The sequence below is a fragment of the Aquipluma nitroreducens genome (genome assembly GCF_009689585.1).
In the GTDB taxonomy this organism is placed as follows: domain Bacteria; phylum Bacteroidota; class Bacteroidia; order Bacteroidales; family Prolixibacteraceae; genus Aquipluma; species Aquipluma nitroreducens.
Map to the genome: position 1 here is coordinate 3,396,083 of NZ_AP018694.1, position 24,127 is coordinate 3,420,209.

Genomic DNA, 24,127 nt, shown 5'->3' on the forward strand with positions numbered 1-24,127 from the left:
TTATGGACAAGAACGAGAAAATTTTTGCAGCAGTAGATATCGGATCTACAAAAATTGTGGCCCTTGCCGGGAAAAAGAACGAAGAGGGAAAAATCCAGATTGTTGGACTTGGACATAGTGCATCGAGAGGCGTTAAACGGGGCGTTGTTCTGAATGTTGAAGAAGCTTTTGCCGCTATCAGCGATGCTCTTGGACAGGCAGAAAAAGAAAGCGGACAGGACATCGAAACCGTTTTTGTAAACATTTCGGGGCAGCAACTCACAACTCAAACAACGCGTCAGCAAAAAGTGTTTGGCCGCGATCATTGTGTGTCGGAATCCGATATCGACCAGATGATGCAAATGGCTCGTCAGATTAACCTGACAGAAGGAATGTCGATATATCACACGAATTCTGAGTTTTATACCATTGATGGGGAATCAGGAATAACCAATCCGGTAGGTTCAATCTGTGAGAAAATTGAAGCTAATTTTAAAGTTCATATTGCTCCTGATTCTTATCAGCGCAACATTGCCATGTGTTTCGATCGTGGTTCAATCCAGGTTCAGAATGCTATTCTCGATCCGATTGCCTCTTCCGAAGTGGTATTAACCGAAGAAGAAAAAGAAACCGGAGTCGCGTTGGTTGACATCGGTGGCGGAACAACTAAGATTTCTATTTTTTATGAAGGTGTACTTTGTCATACCTCGATGGTTCCGTTTGGAGGGAATGTGGTCACCATGGACATTAAAGAAGGCTGTTCCATAACTGTTAGACAGGCCGAATCGCTGAAAGTTCAGTTTGGACAGGCGATGGCCGATTTTGCTCCGGAAGATAAAGTGGTAACCATTCCAATTAACGGTTGGGAACCCAAGCAGATATCGTTTAAAAGTCTGGCTCACATTATTCAGGCTAGGATGGAAGAGATTGTGGTTCAATTTTTCTACCAGATACGCAAATCAGGTTACGTCGATAAACTTGGTGCCGGAATTGTAATTACAGGTGGCACTTCCTTGTTGCCTAATTTGGGACAATTGGTTAAGTTTCATACTGGATTCGATGTCCGTATAGGAAAACCAAACCTGAATACATTTGTTGTCCGGAAGAGCATCGACGATCCACGGTTTGCAACGGCATTGGGTTTACTTAAAATGGCTGCCGAGGAAGAAGGCTTGTACGGGAAAAAAGGACGTAGGAAAATGAGGAAAGAAAAGTCGAATGAGCCTGGAATATTATCGAAAATGCAAAATAAAATTGTTCAGGGTGTAATTGGTTTTTTTGAAGAAGTCCCTGCTGATACGGAAATGACTTAAGAATAAATATAATCAAGTCTGCCTTATGATTATTGATGAACTATTTAACTTCGGATTAGAACGCGCAAATTCCTCCATTATCAAGGTCATTGGTGTTGGCGGAGGTGGGTGTAATGCCGTCAAAAACATGTTTGAAGAGGGCATTGAAGGTGTAAATTTCATGGTTTGCAATACGGATGCACAGGCGATGCAAAACAATCCTGTGCCGGTAAGAATACAGCTCGGGGTAACCCTCACCGGAGGTCGGGGTGCGGGCAATCTTCCGGAACAGGGAGAGCAGGCTGCCATCGAAAACCTGGACGACATTCGCGAAATGCTGGAGGGGACAACCAAAATGGTGTTTATTACCGCCGGAATGGGAGGCGGAACCGGAACTGGTGCTGCCCCTGTGATTGCCCGACTAGCGCGCGAATTAGAAATTCTGACCATTGCCGTTGTAACTATTCCTTCACGTTCTGAAGGGAAACGAAGGTTCGATCAGGCGCTTGAAGGGGTTGAAAAGTTGAAGGAACATGTGGACAGCATGTTGGTTATTAGCAACGAAAAGCTTCATAAAATATACGGCAATCTCCCCGCATCACAGGCATTTAAGAAAGCTGACAATATCATAACCACTGCGGTAAAAGGAGTTGCCGAAATTATAACACTTCACGGAAATATCAATATCGACTTTGCCGACGTTAGTACGGTGATGGCTGGAAGTGAGGTTTTCATTATGGGAACTGGATTAGCCGAAGGGCCGAACCGTGCCATGAATGCGGTTAGGCAGGCGCTCGAATCGCCATTGCTCGATAGCAGCAGCATCCGTGGAACAAAAGACATTCTGCTCAACATTATCTCCGGAACCGAAGAAATTACCATGAGTGAAATTGGCGAGATCATCGATTATTTGCAGGATGAAGCAGGTCAGGACGCTACCATTATCTGGGGAAATGGTACCGATCCAAAGCTGGGGGACCAGATCAGTGTAACCATTATTGCTACCGGATTCGATATTAATCCAAACCGTTTGTTTCAGCCTCCGGTTGAGATGGTTGAATTGCTGAATGAAGAATCTGGGTTCGAAATCAATCTGGAAGACGATAATTTGTTTCTGAAGAACGAACCGGTCGAACCAAAAGAAGAACCGGTTCGCGCACAGGCATATACCGCAAAACCGAAAAAGAAAACAAGAAAAGAAAAGAAACAATTGGCAGATGATCCGGAAAGTGCCAATGTGGATGGATGGTTTTTTAGGCAGTTTACTAAATTCTTTGACGATAAAGACAATTCTGATACACCTGTTTCGGAAGAGAATACAAATCAATAAAGTATAAACACGAAATAAAATAGACGATCATGTCAAACGAAATTATGAATTTTGATTTAACCGTAAATTCCGGTTCAATCATCAAGGTAATCGGAGTAGGTGGCGGCGGTGGAAATGCCGTAAATCACATGTATTATCAAGGTATTCGTGATGTGGATTTTATGGTTTGCAATACCGATGCCCAGGCATTAATAAATAGTCCGGTTCCGTATAAAGTTCAGTTGGGTTCTTCGCTTACAGAAGGCCGCGGAGCAGGAAATAAACCAGAAACAGGTCGTGATTCAGCAATTGAAAATATCGAAGATGTTAAGCAGGTGCTTCGAAACAATACCAAAATGGTATTTATTACTGCCGGAATGGGTGGTGGTACTGGTACCGGAGGAGCGCCAGTTATTGCGCAGGCTGCCCGCGAGCTTGGCATATTAACTGTTGGTATTGTAACAATTCCTTTCCGGAATGAAGGACGTCGCCGCATCAAACAGGCCGTTGAAGGTATTGCTGCCATGGAAGCTCATGTCGATTCGTTGCTGGTGATCAACAACGAACGCATACGCGAAATGTACGGCGATTCAAAAATATCGGATGCTTTTGCCAAAGCCGATAACATTTTGACGACTGCAGCGAAGGGAATCGCTGAAATCATTACTGTGCCTGGCTATATCAACGTTGACTTTGCCGATGTGGAAACAGTAATGAGAAACAGCGGTGTGGCATTGATGGGAACCGGAATCGCTTCAGGAGTTAATCGTGCTGTTATTGCGGTTGAACAGGCTTTAAATTCGCCTTTGCTCAACAACAACGACATCATGGGAGCTCGCAACATCCTGTTGAATATTACTTCAGGAATTGAAGAAATTACGATGGATGAAATTGGTGACATTACCGACTTCGTTCAGGAAAAGGCTGGTAATTCCGCTGACTTAATTTGGGGAAATGGTGTTGACGAAGCGCTGGGCGATAAAATTTCGGTGACTATTATTGCTACCGGCTTCAGTACAAGCAGTATTCCTGAAATGGTGATCAATCAGAACCAGGAAAAGACTTATCATACCTTGATGGATGATCCGATGGACATCATTCCAAAAACCAAAACCGAAGTTAAATCGTCGGTTGAAAATGAATTGTACGGATCGAAAAATGTGAAGCAAAAAACCTTCGAATTTGAAATCAATGCTGGCGGTTACGATGAATTCGAGGAGTTGTATGGAAGCAACAATGCCAAGAAAGAATCGTATAGCGAAGCCACTGAACCGGTTGATTTTACTCACACTTCGGAGGAGGCTGTTGATGAACTGGAAAATATCCCGGCATACCGCAGAAAGAATTCAAAGCTGTTCAGCTTTAAAAAAAAAGTAGATGAAAAATTTTCAAGGTTTTCTATTTCTCCGGATGAAAATAATAATGTAGTTTTACGTGACAATAATTCGTATTTGCACGATAACGTCGATTAATTTTTTTACAAGATGGGTTTATTTGAACAGATAAGTAGTGATATTTTGGTTGCGATGAAGGCTAAAGAGAAGGAAAAACTCGAAGCTTTACGTGGAATCAAAAAAGTAATGATTGAAGCTAAATCGGCTGCAGGTGCAACAGGAGAATTAACCGATCAGGAATGCCTGAAAATTATCTCGAAGCTGGCCAAACAGGGAGCCGATTCTGCTGCAATTTATAAAGAACAAGGCCGTACCGATCTGTATGAGCAGGAAATGTTTCAGGTTCAGATTTTTGAAGCCTATCTTCCTGCAAAAATGTCGGATGCTGAATTAACTGAAAACATCCAGTCAATTATTGCAGAAGTGGGTGCCGCTGGAATGAAAGATATGGGTAAAGTAATGGGAATTGCATCCAAAAAGCTGGCTGGACTAGCCGAAGGGAAAGACATCTCAGATAAAGTAAAAGCGTTGTTAAGCTAAAGATAGAATGTCGGGACTTGAAATCTCAGGTTTTGTGCATTTGGGGTGGAAAAAAGGAAAGCGGGCAGAGGCCCGCTTTCTATTTTTAGATGTTGTATGACTTGAAATTAAAACTTCCAAAATCCGGAATACGAAACTCCGAGTATTACAGCAAGGTTGTTTCCATACATCGAACCCCGATCTCCTGAAATTCCAAGGCTTATCTGTGTATCCTTTACAAATTTAGCAGCAGTTGAAGTCTCCAGTTGCCAAGAAAATTGTTTCACGAAACTTGTATAAATGGGCGCAGTATGCCCGTAATTTTCAGAATAAGCCAATGTTAATCTATAATTGACGGATTTAACCGTTCCTTTTCCGGAGAAATAATAAAGCCTGACGGTGTTATTGACTATCGAAGTTGATCCATCTTTGTTGTATTTCGGAGAAGTAAGCCATGGATTTCCAATCGTCATTCCTTTGTAGCTCCATCCGTTGGGAATTAAGCCGTTCGTATAATAACCGTCCTGACCACCATAAATAACACCATCCAGATCGTGCCAAGGACCACTTTGATCGGTAGTACTCAAATATTCAAATACAAAATGATTTAAAGGCTGAAATCTGGGTAGCTTGACCGACATTCCCCACAATCCATCTTCAATCGTGGGAGTGTTGGTAATGAACTTTTGTACTGGAGCATCTTCTGCAATGCTTTGCCAATAAAAGGAGACAATTGCAGCTTTAAATTTCAGATCTAGGCCCAGATTTTGGGAGATAATGTGATTTCCCAGGGCATTCTCCTGATCGGACCAGTTGGCCGTTGAGTTACCACTTTTTCCCAAGAAAATGCGGAGATAATTATCCAGCGTGGCAGGCATTGATCCATAAACATCTGATCGGCCACCCCATTGGGCTACATGTTGCACACCATACGATAAGTTAACCGGAAACGAACCGCCCATTCGGATATAGGCGTATTTATGGTGAAGCAATAGCCCTTTAAGGTCTTTTTGATTTTCAAACCACCCATGCGAAAGTCCTCCTTTGATCTCTAGATATCCTTTGGTGTAAGGTACTTCGACATATCCATCCGATTGGATTGACAATTTGGGCATGGGTCTGCTGTTTTGCGACCACAACATTCCTCCGCTCGAAAGTTCTTCGTCCTGGTTGCCAAACACCTCACGTTTAGAACCTGCATTAACATTCAGAAAGTATATTTTGCCCTGAGCATAGATTTCTCCGGGGAAAAAACGGCTTCTTGCGGTTGAAATATTTCCGTCTAGTTCTACTCCAAATTCGTAATCAAAGGTCTTTTGCTTTTTTACTTCTTTATGCAAAGTTCCCCATACCGTTAATGAGTTGGGTGAAATGTCGAATCGATCGTATTGGTTTGTGGTTGATAAAAAAGGAGCGTAAGATCCTGTTCCTCCGGTAAATCTGGAATTAATTGAATAAGCGATTGAATCGGAGCGACTTTGAGCCTGTAGTATTACCGAAACCAATATAAGGATCAGCGTTTGATAATATTTGATTTTCATATAGGAGCCTTTCTATTACTAGGGTTGTATTTTGTGACGTCATTGCGAACGGAGTGAAGCAATCTGTATTTCGATAAGATTGCCGCGTTCTCTTTCATCGTCCTCGCAATGACGTTCTATTTTGCGCCGTGATTGCGAATGAAGTGTAGCGAAATGAAGCAATCTGCTGTTCAATATCAGATTGCTTCGTCGTACCTCCTCGCAATGACGCTTTGATAATGGTTCCCGTCATTGCGAACGTAGTGAAGCAATCCGTTATTCGATGGTATCAGTTAGGTCTTCCCAGTTGGAGTTAAATCCGTTTATCAAATCCAGTTTTTTCTGACGCGAACCTGCTTTGATTTGTTTTTCCCGTGCAATGGCTTCTTCGATGTGGATAAATCCTTCATAATAAACAAGCTTTGTTACGTTGTATCGCGAAGTGAACGATTTTTGGTACAGTCCATTTCTGCGTTCATATAGACGGTTCATCAGATTACTGGTTACTCCGGTATAAAGTACTGTATGTTTCTTGTTGGTTAAGATATATATGTAGCCTCCTCGTTCCATGGTGCATTGTTGTTTGAGATTGCTTCGGTCTTACCTCCCTCGCAATGGCGCGTTTATGATGGTTGCCGTCATTGTGAATGGAGCGCAGCGGAATGTGGCAATCCTTTTTTGTACTAGTCAATGCGAACGTGGTTTCATCATTGCGAACGCATTGTAGCAATCTGTTCAATTTTTCATCATCATGAGTTTAGCGAAGTAATCTGTTATTTGATAAGATTGCCACGCTCCATTTCATTTCGCTCGCAATGACGTTCCGAAATATATTTCCGATATTGCGAACCTAGTGAAGCAATCTATCGAATAATATTGCGGTGCTAACTTATATTTAGGGTTGGAACATCCAAACATCCGATTCCCGTTCAACATCATCTTCACCTCCCACAACATAGCCTTTCCCGTTGAGTGTAAACGCAACAACGTTTTGCCGGGCACCACCAGGAAAATCGCCGCACTTTGTCCATTCATTGGTTGCAGGATCATAACTAACGACATCCGAGAGTAATCTGCCCCCATTCAATGATCCGTTCCAATAGCGTCCCAGCATAATGTAGCCTAGTCCGTTAATTGATAATCCTTTCGATAGAACACGTGCCTTCGGTAAATCGGCTACTCTGTTCCAACTGTCAGTTTCGGTAGAGTAACAGTAAAAGTCTTTATACCGTTCACTGTCAAAGCCTGTACCAACATAAAAATTCTTTCCGATTGCAAATCCTGCCGTTCCCGAACGCTTTACGGGGCAATCTTTCAGACGTGTCCATTCGTTGGTCTTTGGATTGTATTTGTATGTGTCCGGTTTATATTGTGTACTTGTATAGCCTTCGGTTGTATAAATACAATCATCAATTACTGCATAGAATAAATCGTTCGAGGCTTCCCCGGGGAATGATGCTACTTGTTTCCAGGTATCGTTTTTTAAATCATATTCCCAAAGATCTTTGTAGATGGGACCTGTATAGGGTGCAATAGCACCCAGACCAACATAAGCTTTATCCCCGATTACTGCTCCGATTGCTTTTACTCTTGCCGCGCCAGGGAAATCTGCTTTGCGTGTCCATTGGTCAGTTTGACTGTCATATTCCCAAAGGTCATTCAGAAAATCAACTTTCCAACCCGATCGCCCCAAGCAGACGTATGCTTTGTCCTGCCAGGTAAAAGAGGTAGCCGAAGCACGCGCCTCTCCCGGAAAGTCATTTAGCTGCGTCCAATCGCTGATGGGCGTTGATTCAAATTTTTGACAGGCACCTGAAATAAGAATACACAAAAGCAGGCACCAATGCCTTATTTTAAAATCCATATAATCGTATGATATAAAAATTGAAATCCTCTAGCGACCAAATTTTGGCGGTGATAAAGGATTTCATGTGGGAATATTTGAATAAGGGGTTTGTCTGCTAATGAAATGCAACATGAATTGTATTCTCATTGCGTAAGACTAAAAAGCTAATAAAATAGATTAAATGTCAAAATGTTAAATGTTTCAACCAATTTCGTAATAATAGTCTTGCCATTCTTTTTTACTGGAGGTTTTAATGCTTGCTCATTTCCCTTTTTATCACGAAACCCGGAGAATTCAGTATTGTTAATCATCGGGTTAGAGGTTAATATGGTTGAATCCTGATGACTTGGTGTTAAAAATTGATCCAGTACCTCAAATTGTGAGTTTTTCGATTCGAATTCAGGAACAATTTTTTTCATCCGCGTAACAATCTGCCACTCATCTTCCTCATCCAGATTCTTCAGTAATTCAAGGATACTGGCTTTAGATGCTTCATAATTTTGTGGTCTGATTTTTCCAATCATGATCTTCTTATTGCCTGTTGGTAGCGTTTCTTCCTTATCGGCGAGTAATTCCTCATACAATTTTTCTCCCGGGCGTAGGCCTGTTTCCATAATTTGTATATCACGATGAGGAATAAAGCCAGACAATGAGATCATTCGCTCAGCTAAATCGTAAATACGGACAGGTTCTCCCATATCGAAGAGATAAATTTCTCCACCATTTCCCATAAATCCAGCTTCCATAACCAATTGGCAGGCTTCCGGAATGGTCATAAAGTAGCGGATAATATCTTTGTGCGTTACCGTAACAGGTCCTCCATTACTAATTTGCCTTTTGAAGATAGGAATAACTGAACCATTCGAACCCAATACATTGCCAAACCGAGTGGTTATAAACTGGGTTTTCATTCCGGGACGCTGAGATATGGCTTGAATATAGATTTCGCAAATGCGTTTGGTGGCTCCCATCACGTTGGTAGGATTCACTGCCTTGTCCGTTGATATCATCACAAACTTTTCTACGCCAAATTCTACCGAAAGATCAGCGATATTCCTTGTTCCACCAACATTATTTCGTATCGCCTCGTAGGGTTGAAACTCCATAATCGGTACATGTTTGTAGGCGGCTGCATGATAGATAATTTGGGGTTGACAAATGCCAAAGATCTTGCGCAACTTAATTGCATTCGTCACATCGGCAACATAAGTATGCAATTGAACCTGACCAAGTATTGGTAAAATTTCGTTCTTGATTTCAAAGATGGCTGATTCAGCTTGATCAATAATCGTTATACTTTCAGGATTGAGATACACCAATTGCCTGACAATCTCAGAACCAATGGATCCAGCACCTCCGGTTACCATAACACGTTTTCCCGCAATACCCTGACTTATTGACTCCACTTTCATGGAAATAGATTCCCTTCCTAACAGGTCTTCAATTCGTACATTGGTGATTTTCCCTTCGTCCAGTTTCCCATCGATTAAGTTGGACGGATCAGACACTTCTCTTACTTTCAGTCGATTGGCCAGACATTGGTCAACTATTTCCCGTTTTCGTCTAATTTCAACCTTCGGACCCGATATGGCCAGTATCATTTCCTGAACTTTTTGTTCCTGAATCACATGCCCGAAAGCCTTTTCAGGAGAAAAGACCTTCACTCCTCCAACGCGACTTTTCCAGAGACTGGGATTGTCGTCAATAAAACCAATAATATTATAATGGATATTGGTGTCTTTAATGATTACACTTTTGGCGATGCTTCCCATCACACCAGCACCATATATCATGATGTTGATGGTGTCGTTTGGTTTGGCAATTAAATTTCGGTAAGTAAATTGTACTCCAAGGCGGAATGATACCATTAGAAAAACCGAAAGGAAATAGTGCACAATGATAACTGACCAGGGAATTAGTAGTATTTCGGCTATATTATGCCCAAAAATACTTAGAAAAAAATAACCTCCGGAAAACAACAGATGAGCTTTGGCGACAATAACCGCATCTTGCATAGTCGAATGCCGAAGTATTCCCCTGTGAGGTTTGAAAATGAGTGCTGCAAGTATAAAAAAAGGAAGCCCTGTCATGAATTGGATCAACATCATGGGGACATCAACGTGTTCTGAAAAGAGATTATAGCGTAGTAGGTATGTCAATAAAAAGGATGATGAAGCAATGGCAAAATCTACCATCAGAATTATCCAGCGGGGTAAGAATCCTCTGTCAATTAATTCCTTTAATTTGATTCTCATATTATAAGTTTTATTCTTGTAATAATAGATGTATAGATAAAGCTAATGGTTGCGCGTGTTGTTAAATAAATTAATTCTAGCCTTACTGCATTTTATTTATTTCTTCAGAAAATGAATGGTGATCCTCTTTTTGTAGAAACGTTTAATTGCGAAACTTAGTATGAGTTACACCTAAGCTTATATTAAGATCTACAAAATTTATCGATTTCAAATTTAACGATAATAGGGTCCCAAAAAACCATTGACTGGCAATGGGAACCTTAATTCTAAGTGAACGGTCAGTTTTCTTAAACGAGTGGCTTGTTTTGGGATATGAATGAGAAATTATTCTTTTCTTAACGAAATCTTTTTAAAATGTAACTCTTCTATTCGAATAGAATTGAATATCAAAATGAAAATCGTCTGACGAATTTTTGTTGTTGACAGTGCGTATTGTTATTGCGACTACAGTGAAACAATCTAATCGTTAAATCTTATGAATAACCTAAAATTCTCTTAACTGATTCACATACATAGGCTGTTTCCTCCTCACTCATGTATGGAAATATTGGTAGAGAAACATTTCCTTTCCAGGTTTTTTCGGTATTCGGATAATCTTCCGGATTCAGGTCATATTTCTGCTTGTAATAAGTCATACGGTGTAGTGGTTTGTAATGTACCGAAGTACCGATGCCAGATTCAGCCATCTTCTCAATGAATTCATTTCTGCCAATGGGTGAATTCTCTTTGATAACAATGGGAAATAAATGCCAGGAATGATCTTCGAATGGAACATGACATACCGGTAAATCGATCAAGTCTATTCCTGAGAGGTTTTTGTAATAAAATTCGGCCACGGTTTGTCTTTCTTTCCTGTATTCCTCTGCTTTTTCTAATTGAGCTAAACCAATTGCTGCATTAATGTCGGGCATGTTGTACTTATAACCGGCCTCAACCACATCATATTCCCAGGATGGTTTTGTACTCGTGAAACGATCCCAGATATCCCGGTTAATTCCATGTAATCGCATCGTTTTTACCCGTGCATGAAGTTCATCATTATCGGTAGTCAACATTCCACCCTCTCCTGTGGTAATGGTTTTGTTGGCATAAAAACTGAAACAGGTAATGTCGCCAAAACCTCCAATCATTTTCCCGTTAAGGCGGGTAGGGAAAGCATGTGCAGCATCTTCCAATATTTTAATGTCGTTCTTTTTACAAATATCCAGAATTCCCTCTTGTCCGGGAATGGTCATCGCAGCAGCCTGACCTCCAAAATGAACAAGAACTAGGTATTTGACATTCGGGTGTTTTCGAATGGCCTCCTGAAGAATTTCAGGTGTAATCAGGTTGGTTCCATATTCCACATCAAGAAATACTGGGTCGGCATTTAGATAACGAATAATTTCTGCCGAAGCGGTGAATGTCATTGACTGCACAAACACCTGATCGCCGGATTGAACGCCCAGCGCATCTAATCCTAAATGAAGTGCTGCAGTGCAAGAGTTAACGACACAAGCATGTTTGGCGTTTACCTGTTCAGCAAACTTTCTTTCGAATTCAACAGCTTTACCTGCGGTAGTTAGCCATCCACTATCGAGTACTTCTTTGATGTATTTAAATTCGTTACCGTTGACAGGTACTTTGGCAAAAGGTATCTTTAATTTATTACTCATTTTAAAATAACGGATTGAATAGTTCGTATAATGATCATCAAATCTCCCCCAAAGGAATGATGATTAACGTACTTGATATATATATATAATTTGCGCGGAAGAATGACATTTTTGTATGTTTCTTCGGGGTTGGAGGATTCTGCCAGCAATTCTTCTTCATTTCGAAATTCAATGGAGGCATTATCAGTAATTCCAGGCAGAACCTTGTGAACAATCGTCCATTGTTCGGGATAAACTTCTGTCCATTTTCTGACTTCCGGACGTGGCCCAACCAACGACATATCTCCTCTTAAAACATTGATTAGCTGAGGTATTTCATCCAGTTTGGTCTTTCGCAAAATCTTACCCAAGGCGGTAATTCTCGATTGATCACCGGCATCGAAACTGCCTTCCGAAGTTTTTGGTTTAACCAACATGGTACGAAACTTCAGTAAGCGAAACTCTTTGCCTCCTTTACCGATACGGGTTTGGATGAAAAGTACAGGTCCAGGCATCAGAATCATAATAGATAAAGCGACGATAAACAATATAGGTGATATGATGATTAAGCCTAGAAATGATGATGAAATGTCGAAGATTCGTTTGATGACCATGATTCTTTTGATGGAAAGCTTAGAATTTGTTGATTATTTCAATAAATTTCTTTGCCAATGAACTGTAATTTAATTCCTGCATTGCGTATTCACGACCTTTTATCCCCATTTTGGTTCTTTCTTCGATAGACATTTCTGAAATTAACTTGATCGCATTTACCAGTTCTCTTTTATCTTCCGCAGGGATTTGAATGCCACATTCTGTTTTTTCGATTAAACTATTGGGTTCGTCCACAGCAAAAATAATTGGTTTTTCAGCCAGCATATAATCAGTTATTTTATTGTAGGAGGTACCATACGAGTGTAAAATACTACGGGTACCACCCGCATAAAGAATATCAAATTGGCTTAATAAGATGGGAATTGAAGTTTTAGCAATGGAAGGTAAAAAATGAACATTGCTTAAATGATTGCCGTTTGCCATTTGCATTAGCTCCTCTTTTTGTGTGCCATTACCAACCAGAACAAACGCAACCTTATTGTCTTTGTTAATGTCTTTTGCTGCTAAAACCAGATTTTTTAGCGCGTTGGAGGGGGCGTGTCCCCCGGCATAGCCAATGATAAGCTTCTCTTCATTTCGCAATTTTGTCAATAAGGCTTGATGCTGGTAAGGTAGGTCTGCTGATCCCAAATCCATTTCTTCCATTAAAAACCCATTGGGAACATGAAAGAATTTTTCTTTTTTTAAACCGTGTTGCACGAGATAATCTTTTGCATTACCCAAAAGCGAGACATAGAAATCGCAATTTTTACAAGCAAAATTCTCAGCCCGTTGCATGAGCCAAATAAAAGGATGATATTTAGAATATCCACCAATGAGCATTGGAGATAATGGCCACATGTCGTGAAGTTCAAAAACAAGTTTTGCCTTATTTCTTTTCGCGATTGAATAAGCTGGATAAACATCTAATGGATAGGTTGATGAGGCAATTACAATGTCAGGAGACGTTTGTTCTATAATTTTCTTTCGGTATTTAAAAAGTTTAAAAACGAAGGTGAGCATATTTGCAATCCTTTTTATACCAGAATCTTGATAGCGTGGTGTCTTTAACCAAAGGTAAATAATACCATCGTTGTTTTCGGATTCTAAATCTTCCTTTATTTGGGGCTGTTGATTTCTTAAATGTGAAAAATTAGCACCTATTATGGTAACTTGATGCCCTTGCCTTATCCATTCTTTTGCTAAATAATATGGTCTGAATTCCATCCCATTTTGAGGTGATCCAGCGTAATGATCTATGTATAAGATGTGCATTTATGTTATTTCGTTGTTTTGACTTGGGTAAATGCTATGGAAATTATGAATATTTGAATTCATATGAAAAAATTTGGCCGGGAGGAAAGTGTAATTTTCAAAAAAATGAAATGTTATAGGGAACTCTTCTTTTGATATGCAAATATTAAATAGTTTGTAGTTTTCATACAAATTCTCCCATAAAATATATGTATCTAAATATTCATAAATCTGATTTGATTTTGGTATAGGAAAATAGCAATTTGAGCCAAATGAATGCTTGGGATAATCAAGTCCCAAAATACGAAAGTAATTTATTGTTGCTTGTTTATAACGATTAATGCTTTGATTAGATTTTAGTTGAACAGTAAATAATCGTCTTTGATTTAAATCCATTTTTTTTACATCGATTAAAGGAATGCTAAGGTTAAATGATTTTGATCTTTTCGAAGATATAGACTTTTTAACAATTGGGAATACAAAACTATTATATGCAATGTTTTTGCCTAAGATTTTAATCCAATTAGTAATGCCTATTTTTTGTGTTGGCAATACACGCATTTCTTTTTTTAAAAAATCAGAAAAATCATAATTGGTTTTGACTATTAGAGCACTACCTCCCCCAGTTACAATTGGTTTTCGAAAATTAAAACTAAAAATATAAAACTGAGAAAATAATGTGTCAGAGTTCCGTTTAAAATCACGGAAATCAACATGGCTACAGTCTTCTATTATTATTAGATGTGGATATTCTTCCCTTATTTTTTGAAGTTTATGATTGTACTTAAATCCGAAATAATTGATCCAAAGTAAAATGTCAATTTTATTGAGCGATAGTTTTTCTTCATTTGTCAACTCAAAACACAGCGGATTAATATCTAATAAGACTGGGATGTTATCTGATTCTATTATTGATTGTATTATTGAAAAGCAAGAATAACAAGGAACCCCCATTTTATATGTTTTATTATAAAACACATTAAGATTTTTAAGTACCCATTTAATAGAACCTCTAGCTGAGTTAAGAAAAAAGGTAAAATTATCTTCCTTCTGGGGGGAAGATAATGGGATTTTCATAAAAGAAAGAAAAGAAATTTCTTGAAAATAGCGAGGAACAAATCTCATCTGATTGTTTTTTTTATTATTCGATATCCTTGATAAAGATTTATTATTTTTTGTACTTTTTTCTTCCTTTTGGTCCTGGAGCTTCCAAATTTTATTATAAAAAAAACTAAGATTTTTAAAGAAAATAATATCAAAGGATGAATTATGTAAACTCTTGTTGCTGGAATTGGAACGAATTGTAAAGATCTTTTAAATCTGTCGAGACTACTATTTGCCTCAAACGATTCAATACCATATGAAAGTAATATTGAGTTCTCTTTTTCAAGGATTAAATTCACAAGCGTGTAAATCAATCCAAGCATTGGATTTGACGATGAATAACCCTTATCAAAAAAAGGATGTAAAATTGTATATTTTGTGTCGATCTCATAACAAATTATATATCCAATCATTGATTCTTCTATATACGCACCTAATACAATAACATTTGGGTTATTGTAAAATGTTGATATATAATTGGGCCAGAATCTATAATTAATCAAATGTTCTTCTTTTCTTTTTTGGCGTTCTAAGGTCTGTTGATTAATTTTTAATCCATACTCAATTAAATCATTTAAACTAGGTCTTTTGAAGATACATTCTTTAAGGCTTTTTCTGATTTGATTTCTTGTCTTTGAGCTAAATGTCTCTATACTATAATTAGTTACATTGAGGATATATTCATTCGTATTCTTAATTTTTGAATTGATTTTGATATTAGTAATAATTGATTTCCATTTTAATTTATTTATTAAGATTTTATCTAATTTAAAATCCATAAGAGTAGGAAAGGAATAGAGTATGAAATCTTTTCTTAAAAAGTGAGAATTATTAACTTTCTTTATATTAAAACCAGCATTTATATAAATATCAATAATATCTTCTTTGACCATTTTCTTTGCTATTTTAAATTTAGATACTATTACACTAGTGGGCACTTAAAACCCACTGATTGTTAATTGTTTATAATTTAGTTCTTTGACATTCTTGTAATCGCATTTTGTAAGTATTTCTCTTACAGGCGCTTTGTCGAGTAGAGAGATGCTGAGAATCTGTAGTATTTCGTAGATTGAGCGATCAACTTTCAATTTGTTACCGACAATGGCAATCAGACAGTAAGCAATGATCGCGCAATAAATTTGGACTTTGACAGCATTCATGGTTGTTCCCCAAAATGATTTGATCCTCAAGTGCTGTTTCATCCATTTGAAGAACAGTTCAACTTCCCAGCGTTTCTTGTACAACATGGCAATTTCTTCGGCTTTCAGGTCAGTGTTGTTGGTCATGAAGATGAAGGTTCTGTCCCGATTTTGATCGTAATATTTGATCCTGCGCAGCTTTTCCGGATAGTCTTTTCTGGAATAGTATGTTTCCAACCGACCTATTTGATCATAAAGGACTCCGGTTGTTTTGTCAACTGCGCTGGAATACATTCGTTTAAAACGCATGTTGTCTTTTGCTCTTGTGACAAAAAACGCTCCTTTTAAGTGCAATCTGTACAGTCGCTTAAAATCGATGTATCCTTTGTCAACAATGTAAAAGCTCCCTGTTTCATAAGGGATGAGATCCAAAATATTGACATCGTGAACACTGGCAGTTGTGATGTGCAAAAAGCTTGGTATGGAGGTCTTCACATCGTAAATGGTATGAAGTTTAATCCCTCCTTTATGCTTTCTAAATTCAGCCCACCAGAAGACACTTAAACACAGGTCTATCGTTGTGGAATCCAAAGCAAAAATATTGCCATCAACATCAATCTCGAATTCGTCTTTATAGCAGCTCCTTCTGGCTTCTTCAATCAAAACGTAGGCAAACTCTTCAAAGATTTTATAACTACGTTTTTCGTTCGCTTTGCCAAGGTTTCTGCGGGTGATGGTCGATCCCAGACCCAGATGATAATACTTAGATTGATGAGCTTCAAGGCTCAACATTAAATCACGCATGCTGTCTCTGGAAGTGAGTTGACCGAAAACCATACAAAGCATCTGGTTCCAGCATGTAAAATGCCTGACATATTTATTCCCTTGATGGTTTTCAACTATTCGATCAAAGACTCGGAGAGGTAAAAAATCTGTAAGCTGTGCGAAGATGTATTTGCCTTGATTCATGAGATAGTGCTTTTGTTAAAGCTAAAATCTAATCGTCAATTCAAATCGTCACGCTATAAAAAAACGCTATAAATGCGATGAATAAAGAATTTCAAAGAACGATTTTTAATTTTTAGTACCCATTAATGATACTATTATTATAAATTTCAATCATTTGTTTTACATTCGTTTCCCAATTATAGTTTTCTTCAACAAAATGTCGACCTTGCTTGCCAAATGTTTCTCTTTTCTCTTTATCAATTCCTAATTCAAACATTTTAGCAGCAGCTTCCTCTGGATTACTTGGTTCTATTATGAACCCAGTTTCGTTGTTTACTACAACTTCAGGTAATCCCCCTACGTTTGATACAATAACAGGAAGGGAGCATGATGATGCTTCTACTATAGCTACTCCATAGCTTTCGCTATTTGATAATGCAACGAAAATATCGAAATTCTGCAGTTGCTGAGGAACTTCTTCGTGCGGAATTTTGCCTTTAAAAAATATTTGGTTGTTAATATTTAAATCTTCTGCCAATTTTTTTAATTTTAATTCTTCGGGACCTCCGCCTATAATATGTAATTCACTATTTATATTCTTTGACAACAACTTGTTGTGTGAGATATTAAATGCTTTAATTAAAGTATCAATTCCATATACTGGATCTAACGTTTTTATTGTTCCAAATACTATTGTGCTATTTTTGTTGTAATTACTCTTTTGCATAAACTTTGAAATATCAACTCCAAAAGGAGTTACAAGTATCTTTTTTTTTGTATATTTTGATGTTTCAATTGCCATAATATGGCTCGTTGATAGAATGCATTTGGGGAATAGTAGATTAAAACGAAGAACGATATTGTTTATTAATGTTCTTCTAGGAAATTCAAAAATATCTGAACCCCAAACGGATATGATGAATGGTTTAAATCTACTCAATGCTCCCAATAAACCATAGCTAGTGGCAAAATGAGCATGTAAAATATCAGGCTTAAATTCTTTAATTACTTTCCTTAAATTTCTAATTGTTTTAAGATATATAATTTTACTAAAGATGTTATTATTTCTATTTGTCCATTTTGAATCAAATCCATTTGTGTAAATTTCTATTTCTTGGTGGTAATGACCTACAGATTCGCATAATGAAAAAATTGCAATTTCAACTCCAGATTCACTAAGAGAATTTGCCCAACGTTGGGTGTGAATGGAAGAACTATCAGCTAATAGTAAAATTTTTAATTTTTTCATTTAAAGATTCTAAGTTGATTTAAAACATACCATTTAAGATCATGAAACAATAATTTATAGGCAGCAATTATTTTCCTATTAAAGTTTTAATCGAAGTAAAAAATGCATTAAGAATGCGAAAAAAGGAACTTCATAGAAATCTAGGTGTATAACATATATCTCAAACCAGCCCATAAATAATAGTCCAAGCATGAAGGAATAATTGATTATGAAGAAGGGTGCAATTTTTGTATTTATAGTAAGTACCACTATTAATAAATAGGCATATAATATTAAGCCTAAAACAAAAGATGTGATAATATAGCTGTAACCCCCATATATAAATAGGGATCCAAAAAAAGTTTTGACATTTGTTTCAAATCCTGTTGGGATAGATACGATATAGTTTGAAATTACATCTAATGGTTGTTTTCCAATCAAAAATCTAAATATATTAATAAGTGGAGTAAATGCATATTCTGGATTTTTCCCAATAGGAAGATTCTGATCTAGGTGCGCTGAGAATCCAATTGGTCCTGATAATAAATAGTCAACTATGTGATTAAATATAAATTTATTATTTAAGGAGCTCATTCCTAAAGAAATTTGATAAATTAACCAAAATATTAGAAACGGAATTATTAGATATATTATATGTTTAAGTTTCAGTTTTGTTTTTGTTAAAAATATTCGACCAACAAAGGCTGAGATTAGGGGTATTATTATCCAGGATTTTACACCATAAAGCACAGCAAAAAGTAGTGTTGTTAATATAATCAGTATCTGGTGGATTTTATAATTTTTTTCTGAAAAAAAAATTATAAAGAATATGGTAAGTATAGTTAAAAGCAGTATCGAATGTCCAATAAATCCAGCACCTAAATTTTTTTGAAATTCATCATCAGCTATGTTAAACCTAAATTTTAAAAGAACACCATATATCTTATATCCCGCTATTATTATTAAAGGGTATGCAATAGTTATAAGTAATTGTAATTGATATTTTGTTATTGAAAATTCATTTATTGATAAATTTAATTGTACGAGATTAATCTTGGCTTTTGTGAAAATAAATTTTAAAAAGAAGCCTCCTATCCAGAAAGAGAATAATCCGCCAAGCCATATTGGTAGAACGAGTGAATTTAATTCAAATTGTTTAAAATTAATTTTTAGATAGATATAACAGATAATAAGCAAAATGAAGAATGGCCAACCAAGTATTGCTATTGGAGTATAATTTGTACCCCAAATTTTGCGATCAATATAATTGATTGAAACTAAAAAAAATCCAAACAAAATAAATTGAGTTATTATTATCAGCATTTGATCATAGCTTTATGAAATTCAATATCAGATACTGTTTTATTGATAGCTATGTATTTATTAATATCATTTATTAAAGAATATGATTTTAATGGATTAATATTATTCTTTTTTAATAATATAGGTAAATATAAATAAGATAAAAACCTTGTAATTTGCCATCTAAAATCCGAATAATAATTTCGAGTATTAATTAATCGATTTATATAATATAAATAAATTGTACTGATTATATTATTACTTTTCTTAATTGTTGAACCTACTTTGTGATAGATTATAGAATCATACAAACAAACCATATTTAGATTATTTTTTTTTAACCGAAGTGAGAATTCATAATCTTCTTCACCAAAAAAGAAATCTTCGGTCAGGATACCTGTCTTTTTGTATTGAAATACTAATGCACATCCAGTTATAAAGGTGATGAAAGAATATCCTTTTCCAGGAACTTTATCAATATTTTCTTCTGCATAAAAATATTTACGGCTTCCGAAAAATGTCAATCGACCACCACAATTCCAAATTTTATCTTTGTCTTTAAATAATCTGATTTGAGGCGTAATAGCTGCAATCTCATTATTTGCGTTTATAAATTTATTGAGCGCTGTTAGCGCATCATACCTAATCTCTGTATCATTATTGAGCAACATAACCCAATCTGTATCTAACATCTTAGCTATTTTGATCCCAATGTTATTTCCTTTTGCAAATCCTAGGTTCTCATTGTTTTCAATAAAAATTAGGGCTTCTTTTAAATTAGAACTTGATACTAAATCAATAACTAAGTTGTGTGAATTATTCAGTTTCTCTTTAGTTGTATAGAGAATATTCTCAAATAATTGAGAACAATTTTTTTTCAATATATCTAAAGAATCAACTTTTGAACCGTTATCTATAACAACCGGTAAAAATCGATTATTATCACTTTTTTTAATTGATTTTAAACATTCGATTGTATCATATTCTCCATTCCAATTCAAAATAATAAGCGGGATAATATTCTTTGTAGAATCTATTTTTTCAACCATGGATAAATCTTTCTTAGGATTATTAATAACAGTATAAGTTCACTACTGGTCATGGCAGTTGCTGCCCCTATTGTCCCCCAATAACTTGATAGAAAATAGCACATGGAAATACTATATATCCCAGTAATAAAAACTGCTTTTGAAAAGTACTTATTCATTCCCAAATTAATTAGACCTATAATTCCGAGGTAGTAATTTAGTCCTCCTAGAAAAATAACAGGCAGTAAAACTTGAAAGACAATAATGCCAGAGATGAATGATTTACCTAAGTACCAGATTACCAAGTAAGGTCCAATTAAGTATAGGATAATTGTGATAAACAATAATAATAATGCATAAATTTTTCCAAAAACACCAAACCCTGAATATATTTCTTTCGAACTATTTAATTTTCTTCCAAAGAAAGGAAATAGTGCTTTTGCAAGTGGTTCCATAAACGATTGCATAGCTTTAATTACTTTTTCGATGGCGGCATATTGACCAACCATGGCATAATTTGTTGTTAGGCCCAGTATAATAATATTTGCTTCGCGGTAGAAGCTCATGGAAAGTGTTGAAAGAAAGATATCCCACGAATCCATGAGATAATTCTTCATTCTGCTTAACGAGGGTTTTATAAAATCAATACCTAGATATTTTTGAATCAAAATGAGTCCTGCAAATCCACTAATTAAATATCCAATTGACAGAAAAAGATTTACTAGATAAAAATGTTCTGGAATTTGAATAAAAATAAAAATTAGTAATGTCGAAATGGTTCTGGCAGTCAGGTTAATAGCTGTGATGTATCCCATTTTTTCTAAACCTTGGAAAAGCCATATAGGAGTAATGGCTTGCCCCCAAAGAATCCCTATCCCAAATAAGTATAACAGTTTATTACTTGTTAGATTAGGAATAAGTAGAACAATTGGGATAATAACAATGCTTGTGATTAAAGCAAATATTAATCGGGTTGCCGTAATATTGGCCAGAATATCAGCTGTTTTTAATTTGTCATCCCGATTTATGGAAATTAGCTTTGTCGCCGAAAAATCGAATCCAAAATTTACAAGCAACAGGCAGTAATTAAATACAGTCGCGGAAAGTACATATTGACCATATAATTCTAAGCCAATGGTATGAGTGAGATATGGGATTAAAATTAAGGGAAAAATAAAATTCAATAGATTTAATGAGGATAAGGATAAAAAATTTTTTATGACTGTTTTAACCTCATTATTTTTAAGATGATGCGATAAGAATTGAATTAATGCCTTCAAATTTGAATTGTGTTTATATTTTAGCCTATTAAGTTATTGCCAATGAATATTGCGTTAGAATTATAGTTTATATATTTTTTGCGATTTTTCTTTCGTGGCATTCCTCAAATCAACAATCAATTTCGAATTCTCAACTATAAAATCAATATCAAAATCAGCATGATTGGTCGTTATAACTACACAGTCAGATCCATTTAGAATTTCTTTTGTGAGCTTAACTGATTGGTATATATCATCTTGTGTTTTAATACTTTCAATATATGGATCGTGATAGGAAACCAATCCACCTTTTTTTGCGATCTCATCAATGATCTTTAAAGCTGGAGATTCGCGTTCATCATCAATGTTGGGTTTGTAAGCAACACCCAGGAATAGGATTTTACTTCCATTGACGGACTTTTGATGTCGGTTAAGGGCTGTATTGATTTTAATACTCATCCGGTGAGGCATCATCATATCGATATGACCTGCTGTGTGAATCATCGAAAGATCGAAGTTGAATTTCTTGGCAATATGCTCCAGGTAAAATGGATCAAGAGGAATGCAATGTCCTCCAATACCTGGTCCAGGGTAAAAGGCCTGGAATCCATAAGGTTTTGTTTTAGCAGCATCAATCACCTCCCAGATGTCGATATCCATTTTCCCACATAATAAAGCGAGTTCGTTAATCAGACTAATGTTGATCAGGCGATAGGTATTCTCCAATATTTTTACCATTTCGGCCACTTTGGGTGAGCTTACCGGATAAATGGTATCGATGGCATAACTATAAATAGCTTTCCCGATTTCCAATCCTTCATCGGACATTGCTCCCAGTACTTTAGGAGTATTACGTGTTCCAAATTGTTTATTCCCCGGGTCAACCCGTTCGGGTGAGAATGCCAGCCAGAAATCAGTTCCTTCTTTTAAACCTGATTCTTTTTCAATGATAGGCAACATAAAATCTTCAGTCGTGGTGGGGTAGGTGGTGCTTTCGAGACAGATGAACGTTCCTTTTCTTAGGTATTGTCCGATTTCCGTACAAGCTGATTCTATGTAATCCATGTTCGGTTTTTTGAACTTGTCAAGTGGCGTTGGAACACAAATCAGGATGGCATCACATTCCTTTAATCTGGTGAAATCGGTGGTCGCTCCCAAATGTTTACTTTCAACAGCATCAATAAATTCTTGCTCATTTACATCTCCAATGTAATTGATTTTATTGTTTACATTTTCGGCTTTGGAAACTGATTTCTCGAACCCGATTGTTTTGACCTGTTTGCTTGCAAAGCTAACTGCCAAAGGAAGGCCAACATAGCCAAGACCCACAATACCAACTGTAAATTGGTTGCTATTTATTCTTGAAAGGATTTCAGTTTTTTTATTCATGATATGGATTGGATTTTGTTACAATCCGTTTGCCTAAAGGCAAAGGAAATTTTTATTTAAAAGGTAAATTATTGCTTGATATGAACTGGACGCGGTTTGATAATTGATTGTGGGCGTAATTCATAAATGCGTTCGATGATTTCAACAATTTTCATGCCTTCTAGTGCATTGGTTGAAATAGTTCCACCATGGTTTAAAGTTTCAACAATATTTTCAATTACGTAATGATGATTTTGTGCGGACCCTTTGTAAAGACCATAATCGTTCGGTGGATTGGAAGGCACCAGTTCCGGCATTTGATAATCCTGAACATGGCAATAAGCAACTTCGTTCATGTATTGTCCGGCCACTTTAATCGTACCTCTTTCTCCGATGACTGTAATGCTTGATTCCAGATTCCGATCCCATATTGCAGTTGAATAATTTAAAGTTCCCATTCCTCCGTTGATAAAATCAAACGATACTAATCCGGTATCTTCAAAAGCGGTAGAATTCTGATGTGTAAAATCAGCAAATTTAGCTGAGATGTTTTTAATATCTCCAAACAACCAGTACATGATATCGATAAAATGTGAAAACTGAGTAAATAAAGTGCCTCCATCCATATCGGCAGTTCCATGCCAGTTGCCATCCACATAATACCGGTTATCGCGATTCCAGTAACAGTTTAATTGGACTAAATGAATACTTCCCAATATTTTGGAGTCCATAACTTCTTTTAACCATACTGATGGAGGAGAGTAACGGTTTTGCATGACACAAAATACATTTCTGGAGACTTCCAATGATTTGAAGATGATGGCTTCAGCATCAGTTTTTGTCAATGCCATTGGTTTTTCAATCACCACGTGTTTGCGGTTCTCCAATGCTTTCATGCTGAAAGAGAAGTGAAGTCCATTGGGTACACAAATGTTGATTACATCCAGATTATCCATTTCATTTTCCAATAATTCATCTATTGAAGAATAGAAAGTTTCATCAATGTTTTCCAATCCCAATACTTTAGGATCCTTGTTGTCACACACGGCAACAAGCTTACATTGTTCATTTCTGCGTATCATTTCAGCATGGCGTTTGCCGATATGACCTTGTCCAATCACTGCAAAACGTATTATTTTATTTTCAGTCATTTGT

The 24,127-nt window shown here is 36.6% G+C and carries 20 protein-coding genes; 4 read left to right on the forward strand and 16 right to left on the reverse strand.

The window, feature by feature from the left end; genetic code table 11:
• Positions 1-2: 2 nt before the first annotated feature.
• Genes ftsA through AQPE_RS14255 form a run of 4 tightly spaced genes read left to right on the forward strand, consistent with a single transcriptional unit; the run spans position 3 to position 4,514 of the window.
• Positions 3-1,292 (forward strand): cell division protein FtsA, encoded by a 1,290-nt coding sequence (ftsA, locus tag AQPE_RS14240; RefSeq protein WP_318347168.1) that lies wholly within the window; start codon positions 3-5, stop codon positions 1,290-1,292.
• Positions 1,293-1,317: 25 nt separating this feature from the next.
• Positions 1,318-2,601, forward strand: a complete 1,284-nt coding sequence (gene ftsZ / locus AQPE_RS14245; protein ID WP_318347169.1) for a cell division protein FtsZ — start codon at positions 1,318-1,320, stop codon at positions 2,599-2,601.
• Between the two features lie 29 nt (positions 2,602-2,630).
• Complete coding sequence (gene ftsZ, locus AQPE_RS14250; protein ID WP_318347170.1) at positions 2,631-4,052, forward strand: cell division protein FtsZ; 1,422 nt, start codon at positions 2,631-2,633, stop codon at positions 4,050-4,052.
• A 12-nt stretch (positions 4,053-4,064) separates the two neighbouring features.
• On the forward strand, positions 4,065-4,514 hold the full coding sequence (locus tag AQPE_RS14255; protein ID WP_318347171.1) for a GatB/YqeY domain-containing protein: 450 nt from the start codon (positions 4,065-4,067) through the stop codon (positions 4,512-4,514).
• 107 nt (positions 4,515-4,621) lie between these two features.
• Here the strand turns inward: AQPE_RS14255 and AQPE_RS14260 are convergent, their stop codons facing one another.
• The 16 genes from AQPE_RS14260 to AQPE_RS14335 all read right to left on the reverse strand — a co-directional run bounded on the left by AQPE_RS14260 (position 4,622) and on the right by AQPE_RS14335 (position 24,123).
• The gene (locus AQPE_RS14260) at positions 4,622-6,034 is read right to left on the reverse strand and encodes a capsule assembly Wzi family protein (protein WP_318347172.1); all 1,413 of its coding nucleotides are present in this window, start codon (positions 6,032-6,034) and stop codon (positions 4,622-4,624) included.
• A 255-nt stretch (positions 6,035-6,289) separates the two neighbouring features.
• Positions 6,290-6,583, reverse strand: coding sequence for a GIY-YIG nuclease family protein (locus AQPE_RS14265; RefSeq protein ID WP_318347173.1), 294 nt, complete (start codon positions 6,581-6,583; stop codon positions 6,290-6,292).
• A 325-nt stretch (positions 6,584-6,908) separates the two neighbouring features.
• Positions 6,909-7,877: a Kelch repeat-containing protein gene (locus AQPE_RS14270; RefSeq protein WP_318347174.1), complete on the reverse strand. Its 969-nt coding sequence runs from the start codon at positions 7,875-7,877 to the stop codon at positions 6,909-6,911.
• 146 nt (positions 7,878-8,023) lie between these two features.
• Positions 8,024-10,114: a polysaccharide biosynthesis protein gene (locus AQPE_RS14275; RefSeq protein WP_318347175.1), complete on the reverse strand. Its 2,091-nt coding sequence runs from the start codon at positions 10,112-10,114 to the stop codon at positions 8,024-8,026.
• 473 nt (positions 10,115-10,587) lie between these two features.
• Positions 10,588-11,769 (reverse strand): DegT/DnrJ/EryC1/StrS family aminotransferase, encoded by a 1,182-nt coding sequence (locus AQPE_RS14280; protein ID WP_318347176.1) that lies wholly within the window; start codon positions 11,767-11,769, stop codon positions 10,588-10,590.
• Complete coding sequence (locus AQPE_RS14285) at positions 11,766-12,362, reverse strand: sugar transferase (protein WP_318347177.1); 597 nt, start codon at positions 12,360-12,362, stop codon at positions 11,766-11,768. The genes AQPE_RS14280 and AQPE_RS14285 overlap by 4 nt, the downstream gene beginning before the upstream one ends.
• A gap of 19 nt (positions 12,363-12,381) precedes the next feature.
• On the reverse strand, positions 12,382-13,569 hold the full coding sequence (locus AQPE_RS14290; protein WP_318347178.1) for a glycosyltransferase family 4 protein: 1,188 nt from the start codon (positions 13,567-13,569) through the stop codon (positions 12,382-12,384).
• Between the two features lie 48 nt (positions 13,570-13,617).
• A complete protein-coding gene (locus tag AQPE_RS14295) occupies positions 13,618-14,721 on the reverse strand; it encodes a DegT/DnrJ/EryC1/StrS family aminotransferase (RefSeq protein ID WP_318347179.1) in 1,104 nt (367 codons plus the stop codon).
• On the reverse strand, positions 14,718-15,593 hold the full coding sequence (locus AQPE_RS14300; RefSeq protein ID WP_318347180.1) for a hypothetical protein: 876 nt from the start codon (positions 15,591-15,593) through the stop codon (positions 14,718-14,720). The genes AQPE_RS14295 and AQPE_RS14300 overlap by 4 nt, the downstream gene beginning before the upstream one ends.
• 45 nt (positions 15,594-15,638) lie before the next feature.
• Positions 15,639-16,808, reverse strand: a complete 1,170-nt coding sequence (locus AQPE_RS14305; protein ID WP_318347181.1) for an IS4 family transposase — start codon at positions 16,806-16,808, stop codon at positions 15,639-15,641.
• 112 nt (positions 16,809-16,920) lie between these two features.
• A complete protein-coding gene (locus AQPE_RS14310) occupies positions 16,921-18,036 on the reverse strand; it encodes a glycosyltransferase (RefSeq protein ID WP_318347182.1) in 1,116 nt (371 codons plus the stop codon).
• A 78-nt stretch (positions 18,037-18,114) separates the two neighbouring features.
• Positions 18,115-19,338 carry a DUF6337 family protein gene (locus tag AQPE_RS14315; RefSeq protein WP_318347183.1) on the reverse strand — a complete coding sequence of 408 codons (1,224 nt, stop codon included), beginning with the start codon at positions 19,336-19,338 and terminating at the stop codon, positions 18,115-18,117.
• On the reverse strand, positions 19,332-20,366 hold the full coding sequence (locus AQPE_RS14320; protein ID WP_318347184.1) for a glycosyltransferase: 1,035 nt from the start codon (positions 20,364-20,366) through the stop codon (positions 19,332-19,334). Before AQPE_RS14320 ends, AQPE_RS14315 begins: the two co-directional genes overlap by 7 nt.
• Positions 20,351-21,625, reverse strand: a complete 1,275-nt coding sequence (locus AQPE_RS14325; protein WP_318347185.1) for an oligosaccharide flippase family protein — start codon at positions 21,623-21,625, stop codon at positions 20,351-20,353. The genes AQPE_RS14320 and AQPE_RS14325 overlap by 16 nt, the downstream gene beginning before the upstream one ends.
• 60 nt (positions 21,626-21,685) lie before the next feature.
• Positions 21,686-22,993 (reverse strand): nucleotide sugar dehydrogenase, encoded by a 1,308-nt coding sequence (locus tag AQPE_RS14330; protein WP_318347186.1) that lies wholly within the window; start codon positions 22,991-22,993, stop codon positions 21,686-21,688.
• A 68-nt stretch (positions 22,994-23,061) separates the two neighbouring features.
• Entirely contained in the window at positions 23,062-24,123 is a 1,062-nt protein-coding gene (locus AQPE_RS14335) for a Gfo/Idh/MocA family protein (RefSeq protein WP_318347187.1), read from the reverse strand.
• Positions 24,124-24,127: the final 4 nt, after the last annotated feature.

Coding starts and splice junctions, on each gene's coding strand:
- ftsA (WP_318347168.1), top strand. CDS start 3: ATGGACAAGAACGAGAAAATTTTTGCAGCAGTAGATATCGGATCTACA.
- ftsZ (WP_318347169.1), top strand. CDS start 1,318: ATGATTATTGATGAACTATTTAACTTCGGATTAGAACGCGCAAATTCC.
- ftsZ (WP_318347170.1), top strand. CDS start 2,631: ATGTCAAACGAAATTATGAATTTTGATTTAACCGTAAATTCCGGTTCA.
- AQPE_RS14255 (WP_318347171.1), top strand. CDS start 4,065: ATGGGTTTATTTGAACAGATAAGTAGTGATATTTTGGTTGCGATGAAG.
- AQPE_RS14260 (WP_318347172.1), bottom strand. CDS start 6,034: ATGAAAATCAAATATTATCAAACGCTGATCCTTATATTGGTTTCGGTA.
- AQPE_RS14265 (WP_318347173.1), bottom strand. CDS start 6,583: ATGGAACGAGGAGGCTACATATATATCTTAACCAACAAGAAACATACA.
- AQPE_RS14270 (WP_318347174.1), bottom strand. CDS start 7,877: ATGGATTTTAAAATAAGGCATTGGTGCCTGCTTTTGTGTATTCTTATT.
- AQPE_RS14275 (WP_318347175.1), bottom strand. CDS start 10,114: ATGAGAATCAAATTAAAGGAATTAATTGACAGAGGATTCTTACCCCGC.
- AQPE_RS14280 (WP_318347176.1), bottom strand. CDS start 11,769: ATGAGTAATAAATTAAAGATACCTTTTGCCAAAGTACCTGTCAACGGT.
- AQPE_RS14285 (WP_318347177.1), bottom strand. CDS start 12,362: ATGGTCATCAAACGAATCTTCGACATTTCATCATCATTTCTAGGCTTA.
- AQPE_RS14290 (WP_318347178.1), bottom strand. CDS start 13,569: ATGGAATTCAGACCATATTATTTAGCAAAAGAATGGATAAGGCAAGGG.
- AQPE_RS14295 (WP_318347179.1), bottom strand. CDS start 14,721: ATGAGATTTGTTCCTCGCTATTTTCAAGAAATTTCTTTTCTTTCTTTT.
- AQPE_RS14300 (WP_318347180.1), bottom strand. CDS start 15,593: ATGGTCAAAGAAGATATTATTGATATTTATATAAATGCTGGTTTTAAT.
- AQPE_RS14305 (WP_318347181.1), bottom strand. CDS start 16,808: ATGAATCAAGGCAAATACATCTTCGCACAGCTTACAGATTTTTTACCT.
- AQPE_RS14310 (WP_318347182.1), bottom strand. CDS start 18,036: ATGAAAAAATTAAAAATTTTACTATTAGCTGATAGTTCTTCCATTCAC.
- AQPE_RS14315 (WP_318347183.1), bottom strand. CDS start 19,338: ATGCTGATAATAATAACTCAATTTATTTTGTTTGGATTTTTTTTAGTT.
- AQPE_RS14320 (WP_318347184.1), bottom strand. CDS start 20,366: ATGGTTGAAAAAATAGATTCTACAAAGAATATTATCCCGCTTATTATT.
- AQPE_RS14330 (WP_318347186.1), bottom strand. CDS start 22,993: ATGAATAAAAAAACTGAAATCCTTTCAAGAATAAATAGCAACCAATTT.
- AQPE_RS14335 (WP_318347187.1), bottom strand. CDS start 24,123: ATGACTGAAAATAAAATAATACGTTTTGCAGTGATTGGACAAGGTCAT.